Raw genomic sequence first — 22,648 nt, 5'->3', positions numbered from 1 at the left:
TTGCTCAGATTGGCGCGAAGCGGAAATGGCCCAGATGCCTGAAGGCGAACAGTGTGTCCTCCTCACGGGCCCCCCAGCCGATATTGTGGATGACCATCGGCCGCTCCGGCGCCTCGGTTGAGCGGTTGGACGAGACGATGGCGATATGCGTCAGGTTGCCGGGCAGCATCTGCGTGACGAGATCGCCCGGCTGATAGTCGGCGGAGTCCTCGCTGACGGCCAGGGAAGCGCCTCGCCGTTCGAAGAACACGGCGAGATTGGGCACGCGGCGGTGATCGATGTTGGTGTCCGTCGATTTCATGCCCCAAGCCTTCGGATAGGCGGCGAAATTGGCCGCCATGTCCTCATGCACCAGCCTTTGCAGATCGAGCTTGAAGGCGTGCCGATAGGCGCGGATCACGACATCCGTACACACACCGCGGTCCTTAGCGACATCGCCGCCGGGATAAGGAATACGGGTATAGGTCGGATCGTAGAGCGTGGTGACGCCGATCTGCTCACGCGCGGCATCGACCAGCCTGCCAGGCCAGTCTGGCAAGGCCCGCGGTTTAGCGGCCATGGCGGCGGGCATCGCCGCGCACAAGAGGCCGAGTTGTAGTGCGGTTCGACGGGTGATCGCGATCAACTTTGGCCTCGGCATCGCTGGAGCCAGAAGATTTTCGAAGCCGAATACGTCTTTTTTGCTCCTTTCTCGTGCAACTTTCATGCACAGGAGGCCTCGCCTGCTCCGTGCAGCGGCGCCAGCACCGCTCGGACCATTTTGTTCAAGATCGCCTTTGGCTGTGATCAAGGTCGCCTTTGGCTGTAAATTTGAGGGAACGGTTAACCGGGAATCCGGTAGCATCCCGACAGACTGGTGAGCTGGGTCTGGGCACATGAAGGGCGGAGGGCTGAAGCTGACGCATCTTGTGGCGCTGCTTGCGGCGCTTACAGCTACAGCCCTTGCCGCGACCGAATCCCAAGCCACTTCGCGTACGTGTCGGCAGCTCGAAGCAGAACTCGCGGCCGCGCGCGGCGGCGGCGGAGGCCCCGGCCTCGTCCGCAAATATGACGATGCGATCGCGCGCCAGCGCGAGCAGCTTGCCAAGGCTCGCGGCCGGGCAAGCGATGCCGGCTGCGGCTTCACGCTGTTTTCGCGCAATGTCAGTCAATGCGCGGCGATCAATGCCTCGATCCAGCGCATGAACGCCAATCTTGACACGCTTCAGGCCAAGCGCGAGCGGCTGTCCGGCGGCGGCACGCGGCGCGACCGCGGCCGCATCCTGGCGGCGCTCGATGCCAATGGCTGCCGCGGCGACGAGATCGCGCCTCGCCCTGCGCCGCTTGAGGAGGCCTCCCGCGACAATGGCGGCGGCAATCTGTTCGAGCAGCTTTTCGGCCGCCAGGATCAGCAACTCGAAACACCGGAGGCTCCCGACAGCCCGGATATGGCGGATGTGCCGCTCGATGATCCGAGCGTGCGCAACATCCGTCGCGTCATCAACCAGCCGGACGGCATGGACCTGCCGCGCCTTGGCGGCGAATTCCACACAATGTGCGTGCGCACGTGCGACGGTTATTTCTTCCCGATGTCCAACGCCGCCTCCGCGGGCGACTTCGAGCGCGACCAGAAGAATTGCGAATCGAGCTGCCCGGGCACCGAGATGCAGGTCTTCTATTCGCGCGGAATGGACGACGATTCCGGGTCGATGACCTCGTCGGTCACCGGTCAACCCTACAGCGAGCTGCCGACCGCCTATCTCTACAAGCAGGCCAATTATTCGCGGCCGCCGAGTTGCGGCTGCAACGCGCAAGCCGGCAATGGCAATTTCACGATCATCGGCGGCAACCCGCCCAATCCCGAACAGTCTCAGCCGGAGAGCGGGGCGACGCCCTTCATCCCCATGCCGGCGACCAAGCCCGATCCGGGCGCGGACCCGGAAACGCTTGCCAACGCCAAAGGCGGGCTCGACCAGGACGCGATCAGGCGGCTGACCACCAAGGTACCGGTGTCGCCGGTCTCGATGCTGCCGCCGGATCAGCGCAAGGTCAGGGTCGTCGGGCCAGCGTTCCTTCCCGACCCATCAGCGGCAATAGATCTGAAAGCTCCGGCCCCGAAGTCCGCCCAGTGAGCGCCAGCCGCAGCGGCATGAACAGCGGCTTGCCCTTGCGCCCGGTCGCTTCCTTGATCTTGCCGGTCCAGTCCTTCCAGACCGTGCCGTTCCACGGCTCCTCCGGCAGCACGTCGAACGCTTGATTGAGGAAGTCGCGGTCCTCGCCGGAAAATTCCGCCGGCTCTTGCGGGCCGTCGCTCAGGATACGCCACCAGGCGAGCGCGTCCGACAGGCGGTCGAGATTGCCGCGCACCGCCATCCAGAACGGCTCTGCCTTGTCGCCGGAAATGCCCAGCACCATCAGCCGATCGCGCGCTTCCTCGAACGGCATGTGATGGATCAGCGTGCGGTTGAGCACGAAAAGCTCGTCCGGATCGAACTTGGAGGCGGACTTGGAGGTCGCCGCCGGGTCGAAATGGCCCGCAAGCTCGGCGAGGTCATGCGCGGCCGTGACATTCTCCGAGGTGCCGACGAGCACTGCCAGCGAAGCGACCGCCATCGGCTCGATGCCGTCCTCGCGCAGGCTTTCGATCGACAGCGCGCCGGTGCGCTTAGACAGCCCCTCGCCCGTGGTCGTGGTGAGCAGATTGTGGTGGCCGAAGACCGGCGGCTCGGCGCCGAGCGCCTTGAAGATCGCAATCTGCACGCCGGTGTTGGTGACATGGTCGTCGCCGCGAATGATATGGCTGACGCCCATCTCGATATCGTCGACCACCGAAGGCAGCGTGTAGAGATAGGTGCCGTCCTCGCGCACCAGCACAGGGTCCGACAGCGAGGCGAGATCGACCGTCTCTTCGCCGCGCACCAGGTCGTTCCAATGCACGTCGGTGCGCTCCGGCTGCAGCGGATCGCTGGTGAAATTCGGCAAAAGGAAGCGCCAGTGCGGCTTGCGTCCGTCCGACTGGTATTCGGCCACCTGTTCCGGCGTCAGCGTCAGCGCCTCACGGCCATAGACCGGCGGCAGCCCGCGCGTGCGGCGCACCTTGCGGCGCAGGTCGAGCTCTTCCGGCGTCTCGTAGCAGGCATAGAGCACCCGCGCCGCCTTCAGCCGCTCAACCGCCGCGTCATAGATCTCGAAGCGGCGCGACTGGTATTCGGTGACATCCGGGAAAATGCCCAGCCAATGCAGGTCGTAAAGAATGGAATCGGCGTATTCCTGCCTCGAGCGGGCAATGTCGGTGTCGTCGAAGCGCTGGATGAAGCGTCCCTTGTTGTTCATGGCGAAAAGCCAGTTGAACAGGGCCGTGCGCGCATTGCCGATATGGATGCGGCCGGTCGGCGATGGGGCAAAACGTACGGTGACTGTCATGAGCGGGGCGTAACGGATGCTTTTGGTGTTGACAAGCGCGCCCCCCGCGCGAACGCAACAGATAGTGCAAGCCAGCTAAAATGAAAAGCCGCCGGCCCAGCACGCTTCGCGGCAGGCTGACAAACCGCGTCAAGTGCCTGCGAAGCCGGGCTTCTCATGTCCCCGTTATCCACATGTGTGACACACAAGATGTTGGGGTCATAAAAGCTACGCAAACGAATCCTTGACGGGTCGGAACGAGTCGCTTTTTATAGGCCATGCGCTCCTGTTGCGGGCGCGACCGGAGAGTTTTGAGGCCGGTCTTTTTTCCCGGATTTTGTGCGTTTTGCCCGAATTTCCGCCTGTTCACGAGGCCGGCGGAAGCGTTGGGGTCGTAGGGGCTTGGGTGGGCGAAAGGGAGAATTGTCGGTCTGGAAAAAATGATCTGTTAACACTATATTTAGTGTTTGCAGGCAGGCTCGACGCTAGATAGTGTGAAGCTCCCTCTATCGAGGGAATCGACAAAAGTTTCAGTCTTGAGGGACCCGCGGGTCGGCCGGCAACCTGGGTAAGCGCCTGGAAAGGCGTTTGCTTGTCTGCTTGGTGGCGCCCGCGACGAGGAGAATGTCGGCGTCGCCCGTGATGCCGGCAAACGGCGGGCTGCGCTTTTCGCCATGTGGGGCAGAAATCCCCGGGGAAAGGCGCTATATGTAGACACAAAGGGATCGGACCAATGCGCATCGAGCGTCGCTTCACCAAGCCGGATCAGTCAGCCTATGCGGAGATCGAATTTCGCAAGGCCCTGTCGGAGATCAAGAATCCCGACGGCTCGGTGGTGTTCCGCCTGGACAACATTGACGTGCCGGCTCAGTTCAGCCAGGTCGCGGCCGACATCCTGGCCCAGAAGTATTTCCGCAAGGCCGGCGTGCCGGCGCGGCTGAAGAAGGTCGAGGAGAACGACGTTCCCTCCTTCCTGTGGCGCTCGATCGCCGACGAGGCCGAGCTTGCCAAGCTGCCCGAGGCAGAGCGCTACGGTTCGGAAACCGACGCTCGCCAGGTCTTCGACCGTCTGTCCGGCACCTGGACCTATTGGGGCTGGAAGGGCGGCTACTTCAAGTCCGAGGAAGACGCGCGCGCCTTCCGCGACGAGCTGGCCTATATGCTCGCCACCCAGCGCGTTGCGCCGAACTCGCCGCAGTGGTTCAACACCGGCCTGCACTGGGCCTATGGCATCGACGGCCCGAGCCAGGGCCACTTCTATGTCGATCCCTTCACCGGCAAGCTGACCAAGTCGAAGTCGGCCTACGAGCATCCGCAACCGCATGCCTGCTTCATCCAGAGCGTGCAGGACGATCTCGTCAACGAGGGCGGCATCATGGATTTATGGGTGCGTGAGGCGCGCCTGTTCAAATACGGCTCCGGCACCGGCTCGAACTTCTCCATGCTGCGCGGCGAAGGCGAGAAGCTTTCCGGCGGCGGCCGCTCGTCCGGCCTGATGAGCTTCCTCAAGATCGGCGACCGCGCGGCGGGCGCCATCAAGTCGGGCGGCACGACGCGCCGCGCCGCAAAGATGGTCATCGTCGACGCCGACCACCCGGATATCGAGGACTTCATCGACTGGAAGGTCAATGAGGAGCAGAAGGTCGCCTCGCTGGTGACCGGCTCGAAGATCGTCAAGAAGCACCTCGAAGCCATCATGAAGGCCTGCGTCAATTGCGAAGGCCATGACGACGACTGCTTCGACCCGGCGCTGAACACCGCGCTGAAGCGCGAGATCAAGGCGGCCAAGAAGGACGCCGTGCCGGAGAACTACATCTACCGCGTCATCCAGTTCGCCCGCCAGGGCTACACCTCGATGTCGTTCAAGACCTACGACACCGACTGGGATTCGGACGCCTACCTCACCGTCTCCGGCCAGAACTCCAACAATTCGGTGTCGCTGAAGGATAATTTCCTGCGTGCCGTGGAAGCCGACGGCGACTGGCAGCTCACCGCCCGCAAGGACGGCAAGGTGCTGAAGACGCTGAAGGCGCGCGATCTCTGGGAAAAGATCGGCTACGCCGCCTGGGCGTCGGCTGACCCGGGCCTGCACTTCAACACGACGATGAACGACTGGCACACCTGCGCCTCCGCCGGTGCGATCCGGGCCTCGAACCCGTGCTCGGAATACATGTTCCTCGATGACACGGCCTGCAACCTCGCCTCGATCAACCTTCTACCCTACCGCAAGGAGGACGGCACGATCGACATCGCCGCTTATGAGCACACCGTTCGGCTGTGGACCGTCGTGCTCGAAATCTCGGTGATGATGGCGCAGTTCCCGTCGAAGGAGATCGCCAAGCTTTCCTACGACTACCGCACGCTCGGCCTCGGCTACGCCAATATCGGCGGCCTGCTGATGACCTCGGGCATCCCCTATGACTCCAACGAGGGCCGCGCCATCTGCGCCGCGCTCACCGCTATCATGACCGGCGTCGCCTACTCGACCTCGGCCGAAATGGCCGCCGAGCTCGGCGCCTTCCCGGACTATGACCGCAACGCCCAGAACATGCTGCGCGTCATGCGCAACCATCGCCGCGCGGCTTACGGCGACAAGGACGGCTACGAGAAGCTCGCCGTCAACCCGGTGCCGCTGGTCGCCTCCGACCTGAAGCAGCCGGCGCTCGCCGAGCATGCCCGCGCCGCCTGGGACCGCGCTATCGAGCTCGGCGAGGAGCACGGCTACCGCAACGCGCAGGCGACCGTGATTGCGCCGACCGGCACGATCGGCTTGGTCATGGATTGCGACACCACCGGCATCGAGCCCGACTTCGCCCTGGTGAAGTTCAAGAAGCTCGCCGGCGGCGGCTACTTCAAGATCATCAACCGCGCCGTGCCGGAAGCGCTGCGCACGCTGGGCTATTCCGAGAGCCAGATCGCCGAGATCGAGGCCTACGCCGTCGGCCACGGCAACCTCAACCAGGCGCCCGGCATCAACCCGTCCTCGCTCAAGACCAAGGGCTTCACCGACGAGAAGATCGCGGCGCTGAACGCGGCGCTGAAGTCGGCCTTCGACATCAAGTTCGTGTTCAACCAATGGACACTCGGCGCCGACTGGGTGAAGGACACGTTCGGCTTCACCGACGAGCAACTCGGCGACGTCTCGTTCGAGATGCTGCCGGCGCTGGGCTTCTCGAAGAAGGACATTGACGTCGCCAACATCCATGTCTGCGGCGCCATGACACTCGAAGGCGCGCCCTTCCTCAAGGCCGAGCACCTGCCGGTGTTCGACTGCGCCAGCCCCTGCGGCAAGATCGGCAAGCGCTCGCTGTCGATCCAGAGCCACATCCTGATGATGGCGGCGGCCCAGCCCTTCATCTCGGGCGCCATTTCCAAAACCATCAACATGCCGAACGAGGCGACCGTCGAGGACGCGAAGAACGCCTACATGCTGTCCTGGAAGCTGGCGCTGAAGGCGAACGCGCTTTATCGCGACGGCTCGAAGCTGTCGCAGCCGCTCAATGCCTCGCTGCTCGCCGATGGCGAGGAGGACGAGGACGAGGCGGTCGAGCAGCTGATCGCAGCGCCCGCCGCGCAGCGCGCCGTGCAGGTGACGGAAAAGATCGTCGAGCGCGTGGTGGAACGTCTCTACCGCGACCGCGAAAAACTGCCGAACCGCCGCAAGGGTTATACGCAGAAGGCCGTCGTCGGCGGCCACAAGGTGTATCTCCGGACCGGCGAGTTCGACGACGGGCGTCTCGGCGAGATCTTCATCGACATGCACAAGGAAGGTGCTGCCTTCCGCGCCATGATGAACAACTTTGCCATCGCCATCTCGCTCGGCCTGCAATATGGCGTGCCGCTCGACGAATATGTCGAGGCCTTCACCTTCACCAAATTCGAGCCGGCCGGCATGGTGCAGGGCAACGACGCGATCAAGAATGCCACGTCGATCCTCGACTACGTGTTCCGCGAGCTTGCGGTCTCCTATCTCGGCCGCCACGACCTCGCCCATGTCGACCAGTCGGACTTCGACAAGACGGCGCTCGGCCGCGGCATCACCGAAGGCAAGGCGACGCCCTTCTCCAAGGGCCTCTATCGCGGCGCCTCGCCGGTGAAGCTGGTCTCGGCTGCCGGTTCAGACCCGAAGGGTTTTGGCGGCTCGGCCCCGACGACGGCCCCTGCCCGCGCCGCACCGACCGCCTTCGCCGGCTCCAACGTGCTGGCGCTGAAGCCGGCCAGCGACGAAGCGCTCGCCTACAAGCGCGACTATGAGGAGCGCGCCAGGGAACTGGCCGAGGAAATGGTGGAACAGGAAGCCGAAGCCGCCGGTGGCGCGGAGGCGCTCTTCACCGATGCCGCCGCCAACGAAGCGGCCGAGGCGAAGAAGCTCGCCGCGACAAGGCGCCAGCAGTCGCTGCTACAGGGCTACACCGGCAACGAATGCTCCGAGTGCCACAACTTCACCATGGTGCGGAACGGCACTTGCGAGAAGTGCGACACGTGTGGAAGCACGAGCGGGTGCAGCTGATATCTGAAACCTAGACGTAACATTATCGGCCCGGTCGCAAGATCGGGCCGATTTGCGTAGACGATCACCGAGCACAAGATGATCGACCACATCACCATCGAAGTGAGCGACCTGGGTAAGAGCAAGCTCTTCTACGAAAAGGCTTTTGCCCCCCTGGGCTACAGCCTCGCCTTCGGCAAGGAAGGCATCTTCTGGGCCTTCGATGTCGGCAATGGCTGCCTGTTCGAGATCCAGAGCACGGGTGAGACACCGCCGCTCACCCATCTGCATGTCGCCTTCCGGGTGAAGAGCAAGGCGGAGGTCGATGCGTTTCATCGTGCGGCGCTCGAGGCGGGCGCCACCGACAATGGCGCGCCCGGTCCGCGGCCGGATTATGCGGAGCACTACTACGCCTGCTTCGTGCTCGATCCCGATGGTTATAACATCGAGGCGATGATCAACGAGGCGGCGAAGGCCTGAGCCTCGACTGGTAGGCAAGGACATAGTGCAATGCTTTATGCTGTGATCATCGAAAAAGCCGGAGACAAGTTTTCTGCATATGTGCCGGACCTGCCGGGCTGCATTCCAACCGGCGCCACGACGGCGGATGTGAAGATCGCAATCCGTGAAGCAATGCGCTTTCACATCGAAGGCCTGCGCGCTGACGGGTTTGAGGTACCCGAGCCCGAAGCCGTGGCGAAGTATGTTGAGGCGCACGAGTGAAGCGCGCCCTCTCCTTCTCCCCTTGCGGGAGAAGGTGGATCGGCGCGTTAGCGCCGAGACGGATGAGAAGTGTTCCAGCGGAGTGAGACGCTAGCGATCCTTGCTGCAGTACCCCCAGCTGGCAAAGGTTTCCGTCAAGCTGGAACACCCCTCATCCGGCCGCTTCGCGGCCACCTTCTCCCGCAAGGGGAGAAGGTAAAGACGCGCTCAATCCGCGTCGGCCATCATCTGCCCGCCGCCGCCCAGCCATGCGCGCCATTGCCGCTCGTCGCCGCGGAAGACGTTGAGGTCGATGCGTCCCGTGACGCCATGCGACAGGCCGGAGCCGGAATACTGCCAGAACAGCCATTTGCGGCCCGGATAGACCTTCGAGGGATGCGCCGCCACCGCGCGCAGCCAGAACGGGTAGTCCGGGAAGGCGCCGCGCAAATTGTCGCGATAGAAGTCAGGGCTGGTGTAGATGATGGGGCGCTGGCCGTAATGGCGCTCAAGCTTGTCCATGAACACCTGCATCTTCTCCAGCACTTTTTCGCGCGACGGCTTGCGTGTGCACGAAGAGTCGCCGTTCCACTCGACGTCGATGACCGGCGGCAGCGCGCCGTCGACCTTCGGCACGTTGCGGATGAACCAGTCGGCCTGCTCGCCGGCGGTGCGGCACCAGTAGAAGAAATGATAGGCGCCCCGCTTCAGCCCCGCGGCATCGGCGTTACGCCAGTTCTTCATGAACATCGGGTCGAGATGGTCGCCGCCGTCGGTCGCCTTGATATAGGCGAAGTTGGCGCCCTGGGCGCGCAGCTTGCCCCAGTTGATGTCGCCCTGCCAGCGCGACACGTCGACGCCGTGCACGGCCAGATGGCGCGGCGAGGCGCGGCCGAAATTGATCGGCTTGGCGTCGCGGAACGCATAGCGGGTGACCGGGCCGGCAAGCATGGCGGGCGCCGCGCGCGACAACCGCTTCGGCGGCGAGACAAGCGCGGCCTCCTGCACCGGCGGCTCGACGCTGTCCGGGAGACCCTGCGGCGGGAAGTTCACCGTCTCCTCCTCGGCAAGACCGAACGGGCGCGAGTTCTCGTCGCCAAGGCGCGAATTCTCGTCGCTGGCGCCCGCGTCCGGGCTGGCATTCCCCTCGTCGAGCAGCGGCGCCGGCGGCTTGAAACGTGAAGCGCCCGACATCGACGCGGTCTCGACGGTTTTCTCCGTCGCGGCGGTCCTCACGCCCTTCGGCACCGAAGCGCTCGGCCGCACAACCGAGCTCGTCGTCTCGCTGGACGGCATCTGCATGGCATCGACGCCCGACGTGGACGAGCAGCCGGCAAGGCAAAGCGATGCAAATAGGAAACCGACGACCCCTGAAATCCGCATCTTGACCTGTACGCAATACAAAACAGACCGAAGGCAGGAACGGCGCCGCCGGACAATCAGGCCATTCCTAACGAGAAATTACCAACAAAGTTTGAATCAAAATTTACCTTTGATCGGACCGGGCGATTCGCGACGGTTGCCGAAGAGGTTGCCGGTCAGCGCCTGAACACGCCGATCATCGGCCCGAGATTCCAGAAATCGTCATTGCGGCCGATCGCGGGTGCATAGAGGCTCGAAATCGAACCATCGAGGAAAAGCGCGTTCGGGCAGCCGAGCTGGTCGCGGAACAGCCGCGCGAATTCGTGAAAGGTCACGGCATCGTCCGATATCGCGAAGACCGCCACGCCATCGGCGCGCACGCCCACGCCGTCGCGGATCTTGCGCGAGGTGCCGTCGGCCTGGAATTTCGGATGCAGCTTGCCGTCGATGACCAGCATCGGCCCGGACTGCGTGGCGTAGTCGACAAGCGGCGGTCGCTTCAGATAGTCCTTGGTCGCACGCACGCCGGCCTTGCCGGCGCTGAGGTAGAAGATGCCGTTGGGCTGCATGGAGAAATTGCCGGTTCCCGATCCGGTCTTGGCCGGGGTGACCTGTTCGCCGCGTTCGACATAGAGCCCGACCGGCGCGAGGTCGGGATGATACATGCCGGCATTGATGCCGAAGAGCATGGTGCGCCCGGCCGCCTGCTGCGCGCTGCGCAAATTGTGCAGCGACCGGTAGAGTTCGCCATCCTTGTTCTTCCAGAACAGCTCGATGGAAAAATGCTTCGGATCGGTCTCGCAGACGAGATAGGTCGCGTTCTCGAAAGTCTGGTTGCGGCAGGGCGGCAGCGCCGCCAGCCATTGGCCAAGGCCCATCCCGGCGCCGACGGCCGCGGGCACCGCCGATTTCACCAGCGTCACCAGCAAGGGTACCGATTGCAGCAGGGTCACGAGATCCATCAGCCCACCCGAGGATCAACTGTCGATATAGCGGATAACGGAAGGCCTCTAGGTGAGCCAGCCGGCGGCGACGCTGATCAGCAGCACCACGCCGAGCAGGCCGCGATAGATGACGAACGGCCAGGCAGAAAAGCGTTCGAGCACCCGCATCAGCCCCCAAATGGCGAAGAAGGCCGAGATCGAGGCGACGATCAGGCCGACGGCCAGGACCGACCAGCCATGCGCGTCGAGATGCACCTTGTGCAGCTCCCAGATCTCCTTCAGGCCTGCGAGCGCGATTGCGGGAATGCCGAGCAGGAAGGAAAGCCGCGCCGCCTCGGGCCGGGCGAAACCCAGCCCCATCGCCGCCGTCAGCGTCGAGCCCGAGCGCGAGACGCCCGGAATAAGCGCGCCGACCTGGGCGACGCCCACCAGCAGCGCGTCAAGGATCGATGCCTGGCGCAGCACGAGCTTGTGGCTGGCGAAGATCTCGGCGAGCGCCAAGAGGATCGCCATGGCGATACAGGCCCAGCCAATGACCACCAGACCGCGCAAAGGCGAGTTGCAGGCGTTGAGGACGCCGGAAAGCGCGAGGCCCGCTATGATGATCGGCACGGTGGCAAGCACGATGCTGGTCGCGAGGCGGAAATAGCGGTCGCTGAAATCGCGGCGCGAGATCGCCGACAGCGAGCCGAACACAACGTCCCTGACATCGCTCCAGAAATAGCTGACCACCGCCGCCAGCGCCGCCAGCTGCATGGCGGCGGAGAAGGCCGATCCGGGATCCTGCCAGCCGAGCACGGCCGGCACGATGCGCATATGCGCCGTCGACGAGATCGGCAACAATTCGGTGATGCCCTGCACGATGCCCAGGAACGCCACCTTGGCATAACCCAGGCCGACAAAGCCGGTATCCAACCCTTGAGTGCAGACGTCGGTCATCTCAATCCTTTTCCCAGCGCCCCGGCCCTTGCCCGGGGCAAAAGTGAATCGTCATTCGAAAGCCCTAGGACAGGCTTAGCCTCACGATAGCGTGATTCCAACTCACGGATTTGTAAGGTGCCGCTAATCCTGCTTGACAACCGGCGTCGTCATATTATTCTGTGCTAATCTTACACTGTAAGGCAATCGGAGGAACATCATCATGTCGACTGCCGCCCTCTCGGAACTCGAGCCCGTCGCGCCGCCGCAAACGCATGTCCCGGAAATCGCGATCGAGGAGGTATCGCGCGAGATAAGCCGTGCCATCGAGCACGCCGAAGTCGCTGCCTGGCTCGATCTCTACGAGGCGGCGCCCAAGGATTTCGCTGCGCGACACGGGCTGTCGATCTCAAGGGACGGCGACCTCGTCTGGACCACCTGCACGACAATCCCGTTCATCCATTTCAACTGCGTGAAGAACATCGGTGTCGACAGCCCGGTGTCAGAGGCTCAGCTCGACGCGCTGCTCGCGCATTACCGCGATGCCGGCATCAGGCGGCCGTGGTTCTATACCAATCCGCACACCGAGCCGTCGCGACTGAGGTGCTGGCTGGAAGCGCGCGGCCTGCAGCACCAGGGCGGCTGGGAACGCATTTTCCGCGACGCGACGCCGCTGGCGGCCGAACCGCTCTTCCCGGCCGACCCACTCATCCCGGTCGACGATCTGGGGGTCGAGGAGGTCACGCCCGGGACAGCTTCGGATTGGGCTTCTTTCATCGATGGCAAATACAGGCTTCCCACCACGCCGTGGCTGACGGCGCTTGTCGGCCGTAAGGGCTGGCATCACTACATGCTGAAACGCAAGGGCGCGGTCGCCGCGGTGCGCTCGCTTTTCATCGGCCCTGACGGCGCCGCCTGGAGCGGCATCGACGCGCCGGTGCCCGGCATCATGGCGCCGAGCTTCGATCTTGATGCCATGCTTGGGGAGCGGCTGGTTCGCGACGGCATCGCCGCCGGCGCGAAGCTGTTTGTCGCCGATATCGAGGCGCCGCTCCCCGACCGCGACGGACCGGCCTATCGCAACTACGATCGGCTAGGCTTCAAGCTCGCCTATCTACGCAACCACTACGCTTACCTGCCTGCGTATTCGAGCTGACCATTTTTCCAGCAATTCCAGGAAAAGTGTGAGCGGTTTTTCCGTCAGGAATTGCGTCAAAGCAAAAAGATAGAGCGGTTTGCCCTTTCCTTGAAACGGTGAAACGCTCTTGAGCTGCCTCAGCGGTACAGCCACTGCCTAAGGCAGCTTCTTGCCACGACATGCGCGGGCGGCACCGAAGCCTGGTCGATGCGGGAATCGTCGCCGGCCCTGTCGCGCGCCTGTTCCAGAAGCAGGCGCAACTCGGCCGGGCGCACGCGGTCGCGCGCCATCACGAGCTGGATCATCGGGTCGTTCAAAAGCTCGTCCAGGGTGTTGATGCTCTCGCTCATCCGTCGCCTCCTCGATGCCTGCCCGCATGACGCTTAGATAGGCAGCCAATGATGGCCCGCCAATGACGCTTTGCCGGCTATCTCGTGAATCGAAGATGAAATTTTTGTGCAGGCATTCTTCCTTCTCCCCTTGTGGGAGAAGGTGGACCGGCGCGATAGCGCCGAGACGGTTGAGGGGTGTTCCAGCGGAGTGAGACGCTGGCTTTCCCTGGAGCACCCCTCATCCGACCGAGCTTCGCTCGGTTTCCTTCTCCCACAAGGGGAGAAGGAAAAGTGCTACGCCGGCGGCGTGCCTTCATATTGCGGCAGGCCGTCGTCGAGCATCAGCCAGGGTTGCTTCGAGCCGGTCCAGAAATGCATGTCGGGCTTGAATAGCGACGGGTCGTCGAGCGAGCCGGATGTGACGCCGAGAATGCCCCTGGAATCGCGCCGCGAGAACATCGTCGTGCCACAGACCGGGCAAAAGCCGCGCTGGAGGTCAGGCGTGGAATTGATCGTCGCCACCGGCCCCTCGATGGTCACATCGTCGATGCGGAAGAGCAGGCGGGCATTGAAGGCCGCGCCGATTGCCTTCTGGCAGATCCGGCAATGGCAGACGCGCTCGTTGATCGGCGCGACCTCGGCCTTGTAACGCACCGCGCCGCACAGGCACCCGCCCTCATATTTCGTCATCACCGACACCCGTTTAGAGGAAATGCCGGCAAGGTAGTGGCCGGCATGATTGGGTCAAACAAAAAACATTGATCGGATGCGATCGGTTGAGGTGATGGGCACCGACCAGATCAATGGCGCTTGGCCTGGACGAGATAGGCGTCAATCATCGTCTCGCCCAGCCATTTGGCGGCTTCTAGCCGGTGCAGCCCCTCGACCAGTATGTGGCGCTTGCCGTCATGCCGCACCTGGATCGGCGTCTTCATGCCGTTCTCCAGTATGTCCTCGGCAAGATGGCGCACGGTTTCGGGATGCAGCGTCTTGCGCCGCGCCGTCGGCACGTAGATGTCGTCGACCTTGACCTTTTGTACCCGCAGCATGTCGGCTCCCGGCGTTGGAACGTCGCCCGAAGTTGAAATAGTCCGTTTGCCGGATATCGCCAAGCGCAAGCGCCTGCTGGCCCGATGCTTTCCATTTGACGCTTGGCCGGCCGATGGTCTCAATGACGGCTTCGTGATCTCAGGTGTTCCTTGACGCAACTGCCCACCGAATTTCCCGATTTCGGGCTGACGCCCGAACAGCGCCGCGAGGCGGTGCGCGGCCATTATTACGAATGGCCGGGCATGGATGGTGAGCGAGGTGAAATCTGGGGCTACAGCGACCGCTTTTCCTACCGTCCGGGCGAGACGGTGACGCTCCATGTGAGCTCGACGGCGCCGCAATTCGGCATCGCCATCATCCGCGACGGTGCCACCGAGACCAATATCTTCGAAAGGACCGGCCTGTCGGCACGCTGGCAGCACACGCCCGACCAATGCTCGGTCGAAGGCTGCGGCTGGGAAGCGTCGTTTGAGTTCCGCGTCGGCGACGACTGGCCATCCGGCGGCTATCGGGTCACGCTTTCGGCGGAAGGTCGCGACGGCAGGCCGATCCACAGCCACCACCTCTTTATCGTCGCGCCGCTGCCCGGCAAAAAACCCGGCCGCCTGCTGCAGGTCGCCGCGACCGGCACCTGGCTCGCCTACAACACCTGGGGCGGTTCGAACCACTATCAGGGCATCACCGGCCCGAAGCGCGATCAGTACGCCACCATGGTATCGACGCAGCGCCCCTGGTGCCGCGGCTTCGTGGTGCTGCCCAAGGAGGCGCCGCGCGTGCCGCTGGAAGTCGCCGTGCTGCCGAAAACCGTGCCGCGCTATCCGCATATGGAATGGGCGTTCGCCACGGGACATTCGAAGAAATACGCCTCTTCCGGCTGGGCAAGCTATGACAGCCATTTCTTCCGCTTCGCCGAGCGCGTCGGCTATCAGATCGACCTGGCGAGCCAGCACGAACTCCATTTTTCGCCCGAGATTCTCAACGGCTATGACTGTGTCGTCTTCGTCGGCCATGACGAATACTGGACCTGGGAGATGCGCGACGCTGTCGACAATTACGTCGAGCATGGCGGCCATGCGGCGCGGTTCGCCGGCAATTTCATGTGGCAGACGAGACTGGAGGACGAGGGCCGCCGCCAGGTCTGCTACAAATACAAGGCGCGGGCGGAAGATCCCGCCTATCGCGCCGGCGACGTCACCCGCGCCACCAACTCCTGGGAAGCACCCGAGATCGGCCGCCCGGGCAGCGCAACCTTCGGGCTCAACGCCACCAGGGGCGTCTATGCCGGCTGGGGCGGCTGCGCGCCGCGCGGCGTGCGCGGCTTTCCCGTCTACCGTCCCGAGCATTGGGCCTTTGCCGGCACCGGCATCTACTATGGCGACCTGCTTGGCGCCGACAGCCATGTCTATGGCTATGAGGTCGACGGGCTCGATTTCGAGATTCGCAGCGGCCTGCCCTACCCGACGGCGCAGAGCGGCGCGCCGGACGGCCTGCACGTGCTGGCCGTCGGCATGGCGAGCCAGGTCGAGGAAAGCGCCGATATCCCGATCGAGGACCAGTTCCTCACCGACGAGGATGGCCGCTTCACCGCCGAGACCTTGTTCGGCGAGGCAAGCGACGCCAATCTCGACAAGGTCAAGCGCGGCAACGGCATGATCGTCAATTTCCCGCGCGGCAAGGGCGAGGTGTTCCACGCCGGAAGCTGCGAATGGGTCGCCGGCCTGCTAAGGCAGGACGCGATGGTCGAACGCGTGACCAAAAATGTTCTCGACCGCTATCTCGGCCGCGACGAGAGGGGCCTATGAGCACTGCGCAGTCCGTCGAAACCGTCAGCCGGCCGAACCTATTCCACTTCACACGCCGGCCCCAGCCGATGGTGGATCGCGCCGACGGCATCTATTTGTGGGACAAGAGCGGCCGCCGCTACATCGATGGGTCGAGCGGCGCGGTCAACGTCAATGTCGGTCACGGCAATAGCAACGTCATCGATGCGATGAAGCGGCAGCTCGACCGCGTTAGCTTCGCCTACATCTTTCAATTCGAGAACGAACAGGCCGTCGCGCTGGCGCGGGAGCTTGCCGATCGGCTTCCGAACGGGCTCGAACGCATTTATCTCGTTTCCGGCGGTTCCGAGGCGGTCGAGGCCTGCCTCAAGCTCGCGCGCCAATGGGCGGTCGCGACAGGCCAGGAGAAGCGCTGGAAAATCATCGGTCGCATGCCCTCTTATCACGGCATCACGCTCGGCACGCTTGCCGTCACCGGCGACGATGTGCTGACCAAGACATTCGACCCGCTCGGAAGGCCGATGCCGTTGGTGCCGGCCCCGTTTGTCCATCGCGACCAAGATAATCTGTCGCTGGAAGAGCGCGGCATCCGCTACGCCGATATGCTTGAGGAAAAAATCCTGGAGCAAGGCCCCGAAAGCGTCCTGGCCTTCATCATGGAGCCGATTGGCGGCGCGGCGACCGCCGCACTGGTGCCGCCCGACAGCTATTTTGTCCGGATCCGCGAGATCTGCGACCGCTACGGCATCCTGCTGATCCACGACGAGGTGATGACCGGCATCGGACGCACCGGCGAGTTCCTGGGCGGCGACCATTGGAGCTGCCGGCCGGATATCGTCGCACTGTCGAAAGGGTTGAGCTCCGGTTATGCGCCCTTGGGGGCGCTTGCCGCGACAGAGAGGATCGTCGGGCCGGTCGTTGCGGCCGGCGGCTTCCTGCATGGCCACACCTATGGCGGTAACCCCGTCGCCTGCGCGGCCGGCGTTGCCGTTCTCGGCGAAGTCGACCGCCTTGGCCTGGTCGAGAATTCCGCGGTCATGGGCGAAGTGCTGAGGGGCGAACTCGAAGCGTTGTCGGGTCGCTTTCCTTTCATTGCCGACGTGCGGGGCAAGGGGCTGTTCATGGGCGCGGAGCTCTATGCCGACACCTTGACCAGGACACCATTGCCACAGAATCTCAACGCCAATTTGCGGCTCATCGATCTGGCCTTCGAGCGCGGACTCATCATCTACTCGCGGCGCGTGCGCGGCGGGCCGGTGAGTGATAATTTCATGGTCTGCCCGCCTTTGATCACAACCCGCGAACAGATTGGCGAGATTATCGCGGTGCTTGGCGATACGCTGGAGGCCCTGGCCGCCGAACTTGACCTGCCGGTCAATCACTGAGCCCTCGCCAAGGAGGAGCCGATATGGAGAGAGTGCTTGTCTCGACCTGCCTGCTCGGCAGCAAGGTGCGCTACAACGGCTCGTTTCGGCTCGACCACCATCCCGTATTGGCACGGTGGCAGTCGGAAGGCCGGATCGTGCAGATCTGTCCAGAGGTTGCGGCAGGTTTTTCGACGCCGCGTCCGCCGGCGGAAATTCAGGGCGCGGTTGACGGCCATGCGGTCCTGCAGGGCCATGGCAGAGTGATCGAGCAAACCGGCAGCGATGTCACCCACCTTTACCGCGAAGCCGGGCAGATGGCGCTCGACCTCGCCCGGGAAACCGGATGCCGCTATGCCGTATTGACGGATGGCAGCCCATCCTGTGGCAGCAGTTTTATTTATGACGGGAGCTTTTCAGGGGCCCGCGTGGCTGGCCAAGGCACGACCACCGCGCTGCTCGAGGAAAACGGTATCCGTGTCTTTTCCGAAGACAGGATCGGCGAGCTTGACGATTTGTTGACTGGCTCCAACACCGCCGGACATGCGGGCTGACCGATGCGGCAGCAGGCCACCGACTTTCTGCTCCGCCCCGGCACCATCGACGACGTCGAAGTGATCTACGCCGCCCTGCTCCGTCTCAGCACCCATATCGGCGCACATCAGGAGATCAAATCCACCGCCGACGATCTCCGCCGCTACGGCTTCGGCGAAAAACCTGCCTTCGCGACGCTCATCGCCGAGGTCAGCGGCGAATTCGCCGGGCTTTGCCTGCATTTCCCGATCTTCTCGACCTGGATGGGCCGTCCGGGCGTCTATGTGCAGGACCTTTATGTCGAGGATCGCTTCCGCGGCCGCCGCATCGGCGAAAAACTGCTGCGGCGCGTCGCCAAAGAGTGCCGCGCCGCCGGCGGCGTTTATCTAAGGCTCTCCGTCGACACCGACAACGAAACGGCCAAGGCCTTCTACGAAAGACTGGGCATCGGCTGGTCGAGTTACGAGCAGGTGCAGAAGATCGTCGGCGACGCTTTCTTCGCCTTTGCCGACGGGGAGGAATGACGATGAAAGCTTTCTACGCCGAAGAGCAGAAACGCCACGATCCCAGAGCTTTCCTGTCCAGCGGCGCCCCGCAGCCCAACCCGGAAAAGCCGGAGCGAATCGAACGATTATTAGCCGGCGCAAGATCGGCCGGCTTGACGGTGGAAGGTCCAAAAAATCATGGGCTTGGCCCGATCGCGGCGGTGCACACGCCCGAGTATCTCGACTTCCTCGAGCACATTTTTTCGCGCTGGCAGCGCATTGAGGGCGCCTCGGCGGAAGTCATCCCGAACATCCATCCAATCGCTCGCAATGGCTCGTACCCCGCCTCGGCGGGCGGCCAGGCCGGCTACCATATGGCCGACACTGCTTGCCCGATCTCGGCCGAGACCTGGAACAGCGCGCTGTGGAGCGCCTGGAGTGCGGTGGAAGCCACTGAGGAGGTGATGGCGGGCGCGCCTTCGGCCTATGCGCTCTGCCGCCCGCCGGGCCACCATGCTTTCGTGGACGTGGCCGGCGGCTTCTGCTTCATCAACAATTCGGCGGTCGCGGCGCAGGTGCTGCGTAGACAAGCCGCGCGCGTCGCCATCCTCGATGTCGACCTGCACCATGGCAACGGCACGCAAGGCATCTTCTACGCCCGCCCCGATGTGCTGACCGTCTCGCTGCACGCCGATCCGGTGCGCTTCTACCCCTTCTTCTGGGGCTATGCGGACGAGCGTGGCGAAGGCCCCGGCCTCGGCTACAATCTTAACCTGCCGCTGCCGCGCAAATCCGGCGACGCGGCCTTTCTCGAGGCGCTTGCCGCAGCCTTCCAGCGCATCCGTGCCTTCGCGCCGGAAGCGCTGGTCGTGGCGCTGGGCCTCGACGCGTTCGAAGGCGATCCGTTCGGCGGACTTTCGGTGACGACGCCCGGCTTCTCGCGCATCGGCGAAGCGATTGCCGGGCTTGGCCTGCCGACCGTCATCGTCCAGGAAGGCGGCTATCTCTGCGATGCGCTCGGCGACAATCTCACCGCTTTCCTGACCGGTTTCGGCAGCAAGAAGGACTAACTCAGGAACGTTGCTGCCGCAGCATAGCGATCACGCGGTGCACGCTTTCCAGCGTCTCCTCGATCTCGGCTGCCGTATTGTAATGCGCAATGCCGATGCGCACGACGCCCTGCTCGGCCGGGATGCCCAGCTGATGGACGATCTCCCACGCGTAATTGTGGCCCGACCACAGGAAGATGTTTTCGGCATTCATCTGCCGCACGATCGTTTCCGGCGCGATGCCCTCGACCGTGAAGGAAACGGTCGGCACCCGCTCGGCAAGGCGTTCCGGATCGGTGATGCCGCGGATGATCAGACCCTCGATATCTGAGAGACCTTCGATCAATTGCCGGGCCAGCGCATTCTCGTAGGCGATCGACACCTCGAAGGCCTTGGCGATCCGCTGCCGGCGCAATCCGCCCTCGCCGGCAGCGGCGCCGAGATCGGCAAAATAGTCGACTGCCGCCGTCAGCCCGGCCATCAGCTCGATCTGCGGCGTGCCAAGCGCGAACCGCTCCGGCAACCCGTTGGACGAGCAACGGCATTTGTAAGGCCTGAGACCGTCGACAACGTCGCGGCGCCCCCACAATATGCCCATATGCGGCCCGAAGAATTTATAGGCCGAGCAGATCAGGAAATCGCAGCCGAGCGCCTGCACGTCGATCAGCCCGTGCGGCGCCAACTGCACGGCATCGACATAGACCAGCGCCCCGGCCTTCTTGGCGATTGCAGTCAGCGCTTTCACCCGGTTGATCGAGCCGGTGAGGTTCGAGGCGTAATTCAGCGCGACGAGCCGCGTCTTGTCCGAAAGCAGCGCTTTGAGAGCTGCCTCCTCGACCTGCCAGCTCTGCTCGTCGAAGGGCAGGAAGCGCACGACAAGACCGAGATCCTCGGCAAGCTGCAGCCAGGGCGAGACATTGCCCTCATGGTCCATGCGCGTGACGATGATCTCGTCGCCGGCCTTCATCGTGCGGCCGAGCGTGCGCGACATGTGATATGTCAGCGTCGTCATATTGGCGCCGATGACGATTTCTTCGGGGCTGGCGGCGTTGAGGAAATCGGCCATCGCGGCATGCGCTCCATCGACCACCCGCTGCGCCGCGACCGTGGTCTCGAAGAAGCCGCCGAGGTTAGCATTGGTGGAGAGCAGGCAGTGCGACACCGCATCCGCCACCGCTTGCGGCACCTGCGTGCCGGCGGGATTGTCGAGATAGATGCGGCGGCGCCCTTTGTCGGTCAGCGAAAGTGCCGGAAATTTGCCGCGCACGGCCTCGATCGGAAAATCTGCCATCGTCTCCCTCCCCTTGTCTTTCCTCAACGATTTCCGATCACGGGCACGGATTGCCGACGCGCTGGTGGACGGCGTCGACCGCTTTTTGCATCTCCTCCGTCCAGGTGACGTCGGCCGAGGACAGCGCCATATCGAGCTGCGCGACGCTGGTCGCGCCGACGATGTTCGAGGTCACGAAGGGCCGGCTCGTCACATAGGCGTTGGCAAACAGCGCTGGCTCCATGCCGAAGGAGCGCGCCAGCTCGGTATATTCCAGCAGCACCTCCGCCGCATTCGGCGTCTCGTAGCGCTGGCCGCGATTGAAGAGCTGCGAGCGCGAACCTTGCGGCCGCGCGCCATGATTGTATTTGCCGGTGAGGTAGCCCTGGGCCAGCGGCGAATAGGGAAGGAACCCGATCTGCTCGCGCTCGCAAACCTCGGCGAGGTTCACCTCGAAAGTGCGGTTGACGAGGTTGTAGGCGTTCTGCAGCGACGCGACGCGTGGGCCGGTCCCCTTCTCGGCCTCGAAGACAAAGCGCATGACGCCCCAGGAGCTTTCGTTCGAGAGGCCGAGATGGCGGATCTTTCCGGCTTTCACCAGTTCCTCGAAGACGGCGAGCGTCTCGGCAATTGGCGTCTCGCCATCAGGCACAGGTGCGGCGTCGGCCCGGCGCGCCGGCGCCCCGACGCGTGTCGGATTCGAGCCCCACGGAATGTCCCGGTCCGGCCAGTGGATCTGATAGAGGTCGATATAGTTGGTGCCGAGCTTTGCCAGCGATTTCTCGACCGCGTCGAAAATATCGGCGCGCACCAGCTTCGACGGACGGTCGCCCCGGAACCATGTGTTGGCGGTGCGGCCGACCACCTTCGAGGCAAGGATGACCTTGTCGCGGTTGCGGTTGGCCTTCATCCAGCTGCCGATGATCCTTTCGGTCCGCCCCTGCGTCTCCGCCTTGGGCGGAATCGAGTAAAGCTCGGCCGTGTCGATGAAATTCACCCCGCGCGAGAAAGCCAGATCCATCTGCGCATGGCCTTCGGCCTCGGTGTTCTGCTGACCCCAAGTCATCGAGCCGAGGCAGATTTGCGAAACAAAAAGATCGGTCCGACCGAGGCGGCGTTTTTGCATGAAATGTCTCCGGCGGAAGGTTTGCGCGGCGGCGCGGGGAGGAAAGCCAAGCATAAAGCAAAGGCTTGGGGTTCTCCAAGCCCGCTGTCTTCGACTTTTGCGTGACTGTTATCGACGGGTGGCTGCCAAAGCCCGCCGCTTCGCCTCATCGATCAGCATGTTGGCAACCTGCATGCGGATCATGGCGCGCTGGCGCAGATGCGGCGCGACCCGGTCCGGGTGGTTGACAAAGGCGAAGTTGCGGCGAATGCGGCCGAAATCGGCATTCTTGGCCGGACGGTCGAGGCCGAGCTCGCCGGCGATCGCTTCGGGATCGATCGGCGGCAGCTTTTCCTCCGGCCGGTGCTCTTCGCCGGCGAGCGCCAGTTTCGCCTGGTCGAGAAGCGCCGCGAACTCCGCTGCGAGGTCGGCGCCAGCCTCGCGGTATTCGGCGGCGACGCTTTCACCGGCGACCTTGATGCGGCCGGAATGCAGTTCGTCGGCAACCGACAGATAGTCGAATGGGATGGACGGCCGGGCGCCCTCTTCCTCGCCTTTCTCCGAAGCGACGATCAGGTCGTCGAGCAACGAAGCGAAATCGAGCTTGTTCCCGGTGCCGATCTCAGCCTCCTCCTGTGGTGACGGCATGCATTGATGCCGCTGAACATAGGACGCTCTCGTTAAAAATGAATTCTGGCGATATTTAACAATTGCCGGTTTTAGACCCCGAAAAGACTCCGGCCA

The 22,648-nt window shown here is 63.6% G+C and carries 21 protein-coding genes; 10 read left to right on the top strand and 11 right to left on the bottom strand.

What is annotated here, in order from left to right; all coding sequences use genetic code 11:
- Window positions 1-4 precede the first annotated feature (4 nt).
- Entirely contained in the window at window positions 5-559 is a 555-nt protein-coding gene (locus EN869_RS13435; RefSeq protein WP_245489425.1) for a DUF1287 domain-containing protein, read from the bottom strand.
- Window positions 560-875: 316 nt separating this feature from the next.
- Between EN869_RS13435 and EN869_RS13430 the strand changes: the two genes are divergently transcribed.
- Window positions 876-2,111 (top strand): DUF2865 domain-containing protein, encoded by a 1,236-nt coding sequence (locus EN869_RS13430; protein WP_127226147.1) that lies wholly within the window; start codon window positions 876-878, stop codon window positions 2,109-2,111.
- Here the strand turns inward: EN869_RS13430 and gltX are convergent.
- Window positions 2,029-3,402, bottom strand: a complete 1,374-nt coding sequence (gltX, locus tag EN869_RS13425; RefSeq protein ID WP_127226146.1) for a glutamate--tRNA ligase — start codon at window positions 3,400-3,402, stop codon at window positions 2,029-2,031. The two genes, EN869_RS13430 and gltX, sit on opposite strands and share 83 nt — an antisense overlap.
- A gap of 712 nt (window positions 3,403-4,114) precedes the next feature.
- On the opposite strand from gltX, the gene EN869_RS13420 reads away from it, so the two are divergent.
- The 3 genes from EN869_RS13420 (at window position 4,115) to EN869_RS13410 (ending at window position 8,593) form a co-directional block, all read left to right on the top strand.
- Window positions 4,115-7,891: a vitamin B12-dependent ribonucleotide reductase gene (locus EN869_RS13420; RefSeq protein WP_127226145.1), complete on the top strand. Its 3,777-nt coding sequence runs from the start codon at window positions 4,115-4,117 to the stop codon at window positions 7,889-7,891.
- A gap of 78 nt (window positions 7,892-7,969) precedes the next feature.
- Window positions 7,970-8,350: a VOC family protein gene (locus EN869_RS13415; protein ID WP_127226144.1), complete on the top strand. Its 381-nt coding sequence runs from the start codon at window positions 7,970-7,972 to the stop codon at window positions 8,348-8,350.
- Window positions 8,351-8,380: 30 nt separating this feature from the next.
- Window positions 8,381-8,593, top strand: coding sequence for a type II toxin-antitoxin system HicB family antitoxin (locus EN869_RS13410; RefSeq protein ID WP_127226143.1), 213 nt, complete (start codon window positions 8,381-8,383; stop codon window positions 8,591-8,593).
- 207 nt (window positions 8,594-8,800) lie between these two features.
- Here EN869_RS13410 and EN869_RS13405 read toward each other — a convergent pair whose 3' ends face one another.
- The 3 genes from EN869_RS13405 to EN869_RS13395 all read right to left on the bottom strand — a co-directional run bounded on the left by EN869_RS13405 (window position 8,801) and on the right by EN869_RS13395 (window position 11,817).
- A complete protein-coding gene (locus tag EN869_RS13405) occupies window positions 8,801-9,955 on the bottom strand; it encodes a GH25 family lysozyme (RefSeq protein WP_127226142.1) in 1,155 nt (384 codons plus the stop codon).
- A gap of 155 nt (window positions 9,956-10,110) precedes the next feature.
- Window positions 10,111-10,896: a phosphodiester glycosidase family protein gene (locus EN869_RS13400; protein ID WP_127226141.1), complete on the bottom strand. Its 786-nt coding sequence runs from the start codon at window positions 10,894-10,896 to the stop codon at window positions 10,111-10,113.
- A gap of 48 nt (window positions 10,897-10,944) precedes the next feature.
- Window positions 10,945-11,817: an undecaprenyl-diphosphate phosphatase gene (locus tag EN869_RS13395; RefSeq protein WP_127226140.1), complete on the bottom strand. Its 873-nt coding sequence runs from the start codon at window positions 11,815-11,817 to the stop codon at window positions 10,945-10,947.
- A gap of 202 nt (window positions 11,818-12,019) precedes the next feature.
- Between EN869_RS13395 and EN869_RS13390 the strand changes: the two genes are divergently transcribed.
- The gene (locus EN869_RS13390) at window positions 12,020-12,952 is read left to right on the top strand and encodes a hypothetical protein (protein WP_127226139.1); all 933 of its coding nucleotides are present in this window, start codon (window positions 12,020-12,022) and stop codon (window positions 12,950-12,952) included.
- Window positions 12,953-13,071: 119 nt separating this feature from the next.
- On the opposite strand, the gene EN869_RS13385 is transcribed toward EN869_RS13390, so the two are convergent.
- The 3 genes from EN869_RS13385 to EN869_RS13375 all read right to left on the bottom strand — a co-directional run bounded on the left by EN869_RS13385 (window position 13,072) and on the right by EN869_RS13375 (window position 14,315).
- Entirely contained in the window at window positions 13,072-13,284 is a 213-nt protein-coding gene (locus EN869_RS13385; RefSeq protein WP_127226138.1) for a hypothetical protein, read from the bottom strand.
- Between the two features lie 276 nt (window positions 13,285-13,560).
- Window positions 13,561-13,956 (bottom strand): GFA family protein, encoded by a 396-nt coding sequence (locus tag EN869_RS13380; RefSeq protein ID WP_127226137.1) that lies wholly within the window; start codon window positions 13,954-13,956, stop codon window positions 13,561-13,563.
- Window positions 13,957-14,066: 110 nt separating this feature from the next.
- A complete protein-coding gene (locus tag EN869_RS13375; protein ID WP_042644583.1) occupies window positions 14,067-14,315 on the bottom strand; it encodes a ParB N-terminal domain-containing protein in 249 nt (82 codons plus the stop codon).
- Window positions 14,316-14,465: 150 nt separating this feature from the next.
- Between EN869_RS13375 and EN869_RS13370 the strand changes: the two genes are divergently transcribed.
- From EN869_RS13370 to EN869_RS13350, 5 genes are read left to right on the top strand one after another with little or no spacing between them, the layout of a single operon-like run.
- Window positions 14,466-16,118, top strand: a complete 1,653-nt coding sequence (locus EN869_RS13370; protein ID WP_127226136.1) for a N,N-dimethylformamidase beta subunit family domain-containing protein — start codon at window positions 14,466-14,468, stop codon at window positions 16,116-16,118.
- The gene (locus EN869_RS13365; RefSeq protein WP_127226135.1) at window positions 16,115-17,482 is read left to right on the top strand and encodes an aspartate aminotransferase family protein; all 1,368 of its coding nucleotides are present in this window, start codon (window positions 16,115-16,117) and stop codon (window positions 17,480-17,482) included. Before EN869_RS13370 ends, EN869_RS13365 begins: the two co-directional genes overlap by 4 nt.
- A 23-nt stretch (window positions 17,483-17,505) precedes the next feature.
- The gene (locus EN869_RS13360) at window positions 17,506-18,015 is read left to right on the top strand and encodes a DUF523 domain-containing protein (protein ID WP_127226134.1); all 510 of its coding nucleotides are present in this window, start codon (window positions 17,506-17,508) and stop codon (window positions 18,013-18,015) included.
- A gap of 3 nt (window positions 18,016-18,018) precedes the next feature.
- Window positions 18,019-18,519 carry a GNAT family N-acetyltransferase gene (locus tag EN869_RS13355; protein WP_127226133.1) on the top strand — a complete coding sequence of 167 codons (501 nt, stop codon included), beginning with the start codon at window positions 18,019-18,021 and terminating at the stop codon, window positions 18,517-18,519.
- Window positions 18,520-18,521: 2 nt separating this feature from the next.
- The gene (locus EN869_RS13350; RefSeq protein ID WP_127226132.1) at window positions 18,522-19,550 is read left to right on the top strand and encodes a histone deacetylase family protein; all 1,029 of its coding nucleotides are present in this window, start codon (window positions 18,522-18,524) and stop codon (window positions 19,548-19,550) included.
- A 1-nt stretch (window position 19,551) separates the two neighbouring features.
- On the opposite strand, the gene EN869_RS13345 is transcribed toward EN869_RS13350, so the two are convergent.
- The 3 genes from EN869_RS13345 to EN869_RS13335 form a co-directional block, all read right to left on the bottom strand.
- A complete protein-coding gene (locus tag EN869_RS13345) occupies window positions 19,552-20,820 on the bottom strand; it encodes a cysteine desulfurase-like protein (protein WP_127226131.1) in 1,269 nt (422 codons plus the stop codon).
- A 37-nt stretch (window positions 20,821-20,857) separates the two neighbouring features.
- Window positions 20,858-21,925 carry an aldo/keto reductase gene (locus EN869_RS13340; RefSeq protein ID WP_127226130.1) on the bottom strand — a complete coding sequence of 356 codons (1,068 nt, stop codon included), beginning with the start codon at window positions 21,923-21,925 and terminating at the stop codon, window positions 20,858-20,860.
- Window positions 21,926-22,033: 108 nt separating this feature from the next.
- Complete coding sequence (locus tag EN869_RS13335; protein WP_167507032.1) at window positions 22,034-22,552, bottom strand: hypothetical protein; 519 nt, start codon at window positions 22,550-22,552, stop codon at window positions 22,034-22,036.
- Between the last annotated feature and the right edge of the window lie 96 nt (window positions 22,553-22,648).

It is taken from the genome of Mesorhizobium sp. M2D.F.Ca.ET.226.01.1.1 (assembly GCF_004022705.2).
Classification (GTDB): domain Bacteria; phylum Pseudomonadota; class Alphaproteobacteria; order Rhizobiales; family Rhizobiaceae; genus Mesorhizobium.
The sequence above is the reverse complement of the archived record's forward strand: the minus strand, read 5'-3'. Positions and strand labels throughout refer to the sequence as shown.

Excerpts from the sequence above, each read along its gene's own strand:
- EN869_RS13435 (WP_245489425.1), bottom strand. The coding sequence starts at position 559 with ATGGCCGCTAAACCGCGGGCCTTGCCAGACTGGCCTGGCAGGCTGGTC.
- EN869_RS13430 (WP_127226147.1), top strand. The coding sequence starts at position 876 with ATGAAGGGCGGAGGGCTGAAGCTGACGCATCTTGTGGCGCTGCTTGCG.
- gltX (WP_127226146.1), bottom strand. The coding sequence starts at position 3,402 with ATGACAGTCACCGTACGTTTTGCCCCATCGCCGACCGGCCGCATCCAT.
- EN869_RS13420 (WP_127226145.1), top strand. The coding sequence starts at position 4,115 with ATGCGCATCGAGCGTCGCTTCACCAAGCCGGATCAGTCAGCCTATGCG.
- EN869_RS13415 (WP_127226144.1), top strand. The coding sequence starts at position 7,970 with ATGATCGACCACATCACCATCGAAGTGAGCGACCTGGGTAAGAGCAAG.
- EN869_RS13410 (WP_127226143.1), top strand. The coding sequence starts at position 8,381 with ATGCTTTATGCTGTGATCATCGAAAAAGCCGGAGACAAGTTTTCTGCA.
- EN869_RS13405 (WP_127226142.1), bottom strand. The coding sequence starts at position 9,955 with ATGCGGATTTCAGGGGTCGTCGGTTTCCTATTTGCATCGCTTTGCCTT.
- EN869_RS13400 (WP_127226141.1), bottom strand. The coding sequence starts at position 10,896 with ATGGATCTCGTGACCCTGCTGCAATCGGTACCCTTGCTGGTGACGCTG.
- EN869_RS13395 (WP_127226140.1), bottom strand. The coding sequence starts at position 11,817 with ATGACCGACGTCTGCACTCAAGGGTTGGATACCGGCTTTGTCGGCCTG.
- EN869_RS13390 (WP_127226139.1), top strand. The coding sequence starts at position 12,020 with ATGTCGACTGCCGCCCTCTCGGAACTCGAGCCCGTCGCGCCGCCGCAA.
- EN869_RS13385 (WP_127226138.1), bottom strand. The coding sequence starts at position 13,284 with ATGAGCGAGAGCATCAACACCCTGGACGAGCTTTTGAACGACCCGATG.
- EN869_RS13380 (WP_127226137.1), bottom strand. The coding sequence starts at position 13,956 with ATGACGAAATATGAGGGCGGGTGCCTGTGCGGCGCGGTGCGTTACAAG.
- EN869_RS13375 (WP_042644583.1), bottom strand. The coding sequence starts at position 14,315 with ATGCTGCGGGTACAAAAGGTCAAGGTCGACGACATCTACGTGCCGACG.
- EN869_RS13365 (WP_127226135.1), top strand. The coding sequence starts at position 16,115 with ATGAGCACTGCGCAGTCCGTCGAAACCGTCAGCCGGCCGAACCTATTC.
- EN869_RS13360 (WP_127226134.1), top strand. The coding sequence starts at position 17,506 with ATGGAGAGAGTGCTTGTCTCGACCTGCCTGCTCGGCAGCAAGGTGCGC.
- EN869_RS13355 (WP_127226133.1), top strand. The coding sequence starts at position 18,019 with ATGCGGCAGCAGGCCACCGACTTTCTGCTCCGCCCCGGCACCATCGAC.
- EN869_RS13350 (WP_127226132.1), top strand. The coding sequence starts at position 18,522 with ATGAAAGCTTTCTACGCCGAAGAGCAGAAACGCCACGATCCCAGAGCT.
- EN869_RS13345 (WP_127226131.1), bottom strand. The coding sequence starts at position 20,820 with ATGGCAGATTTTCCGATCGAGGCCGTGCGCGGCAAATTTCCGGCACTT.
- EN869_RS13340 (WP_127226130.1), bottom strand. The coding sequence starts at position 21,925 with ATGCAAAAACGCCGCCTCGGTCGGACCGATCTTTTTGTTTCGCAAATC.
- EN869_RS13335 (WP_167507032.1), bottom strand. The coding sequence starts at position 22,552 with ATGCCGTCACCACAGGAGGAGGCTGAGATCGGCACCGGGAACAAGCTC.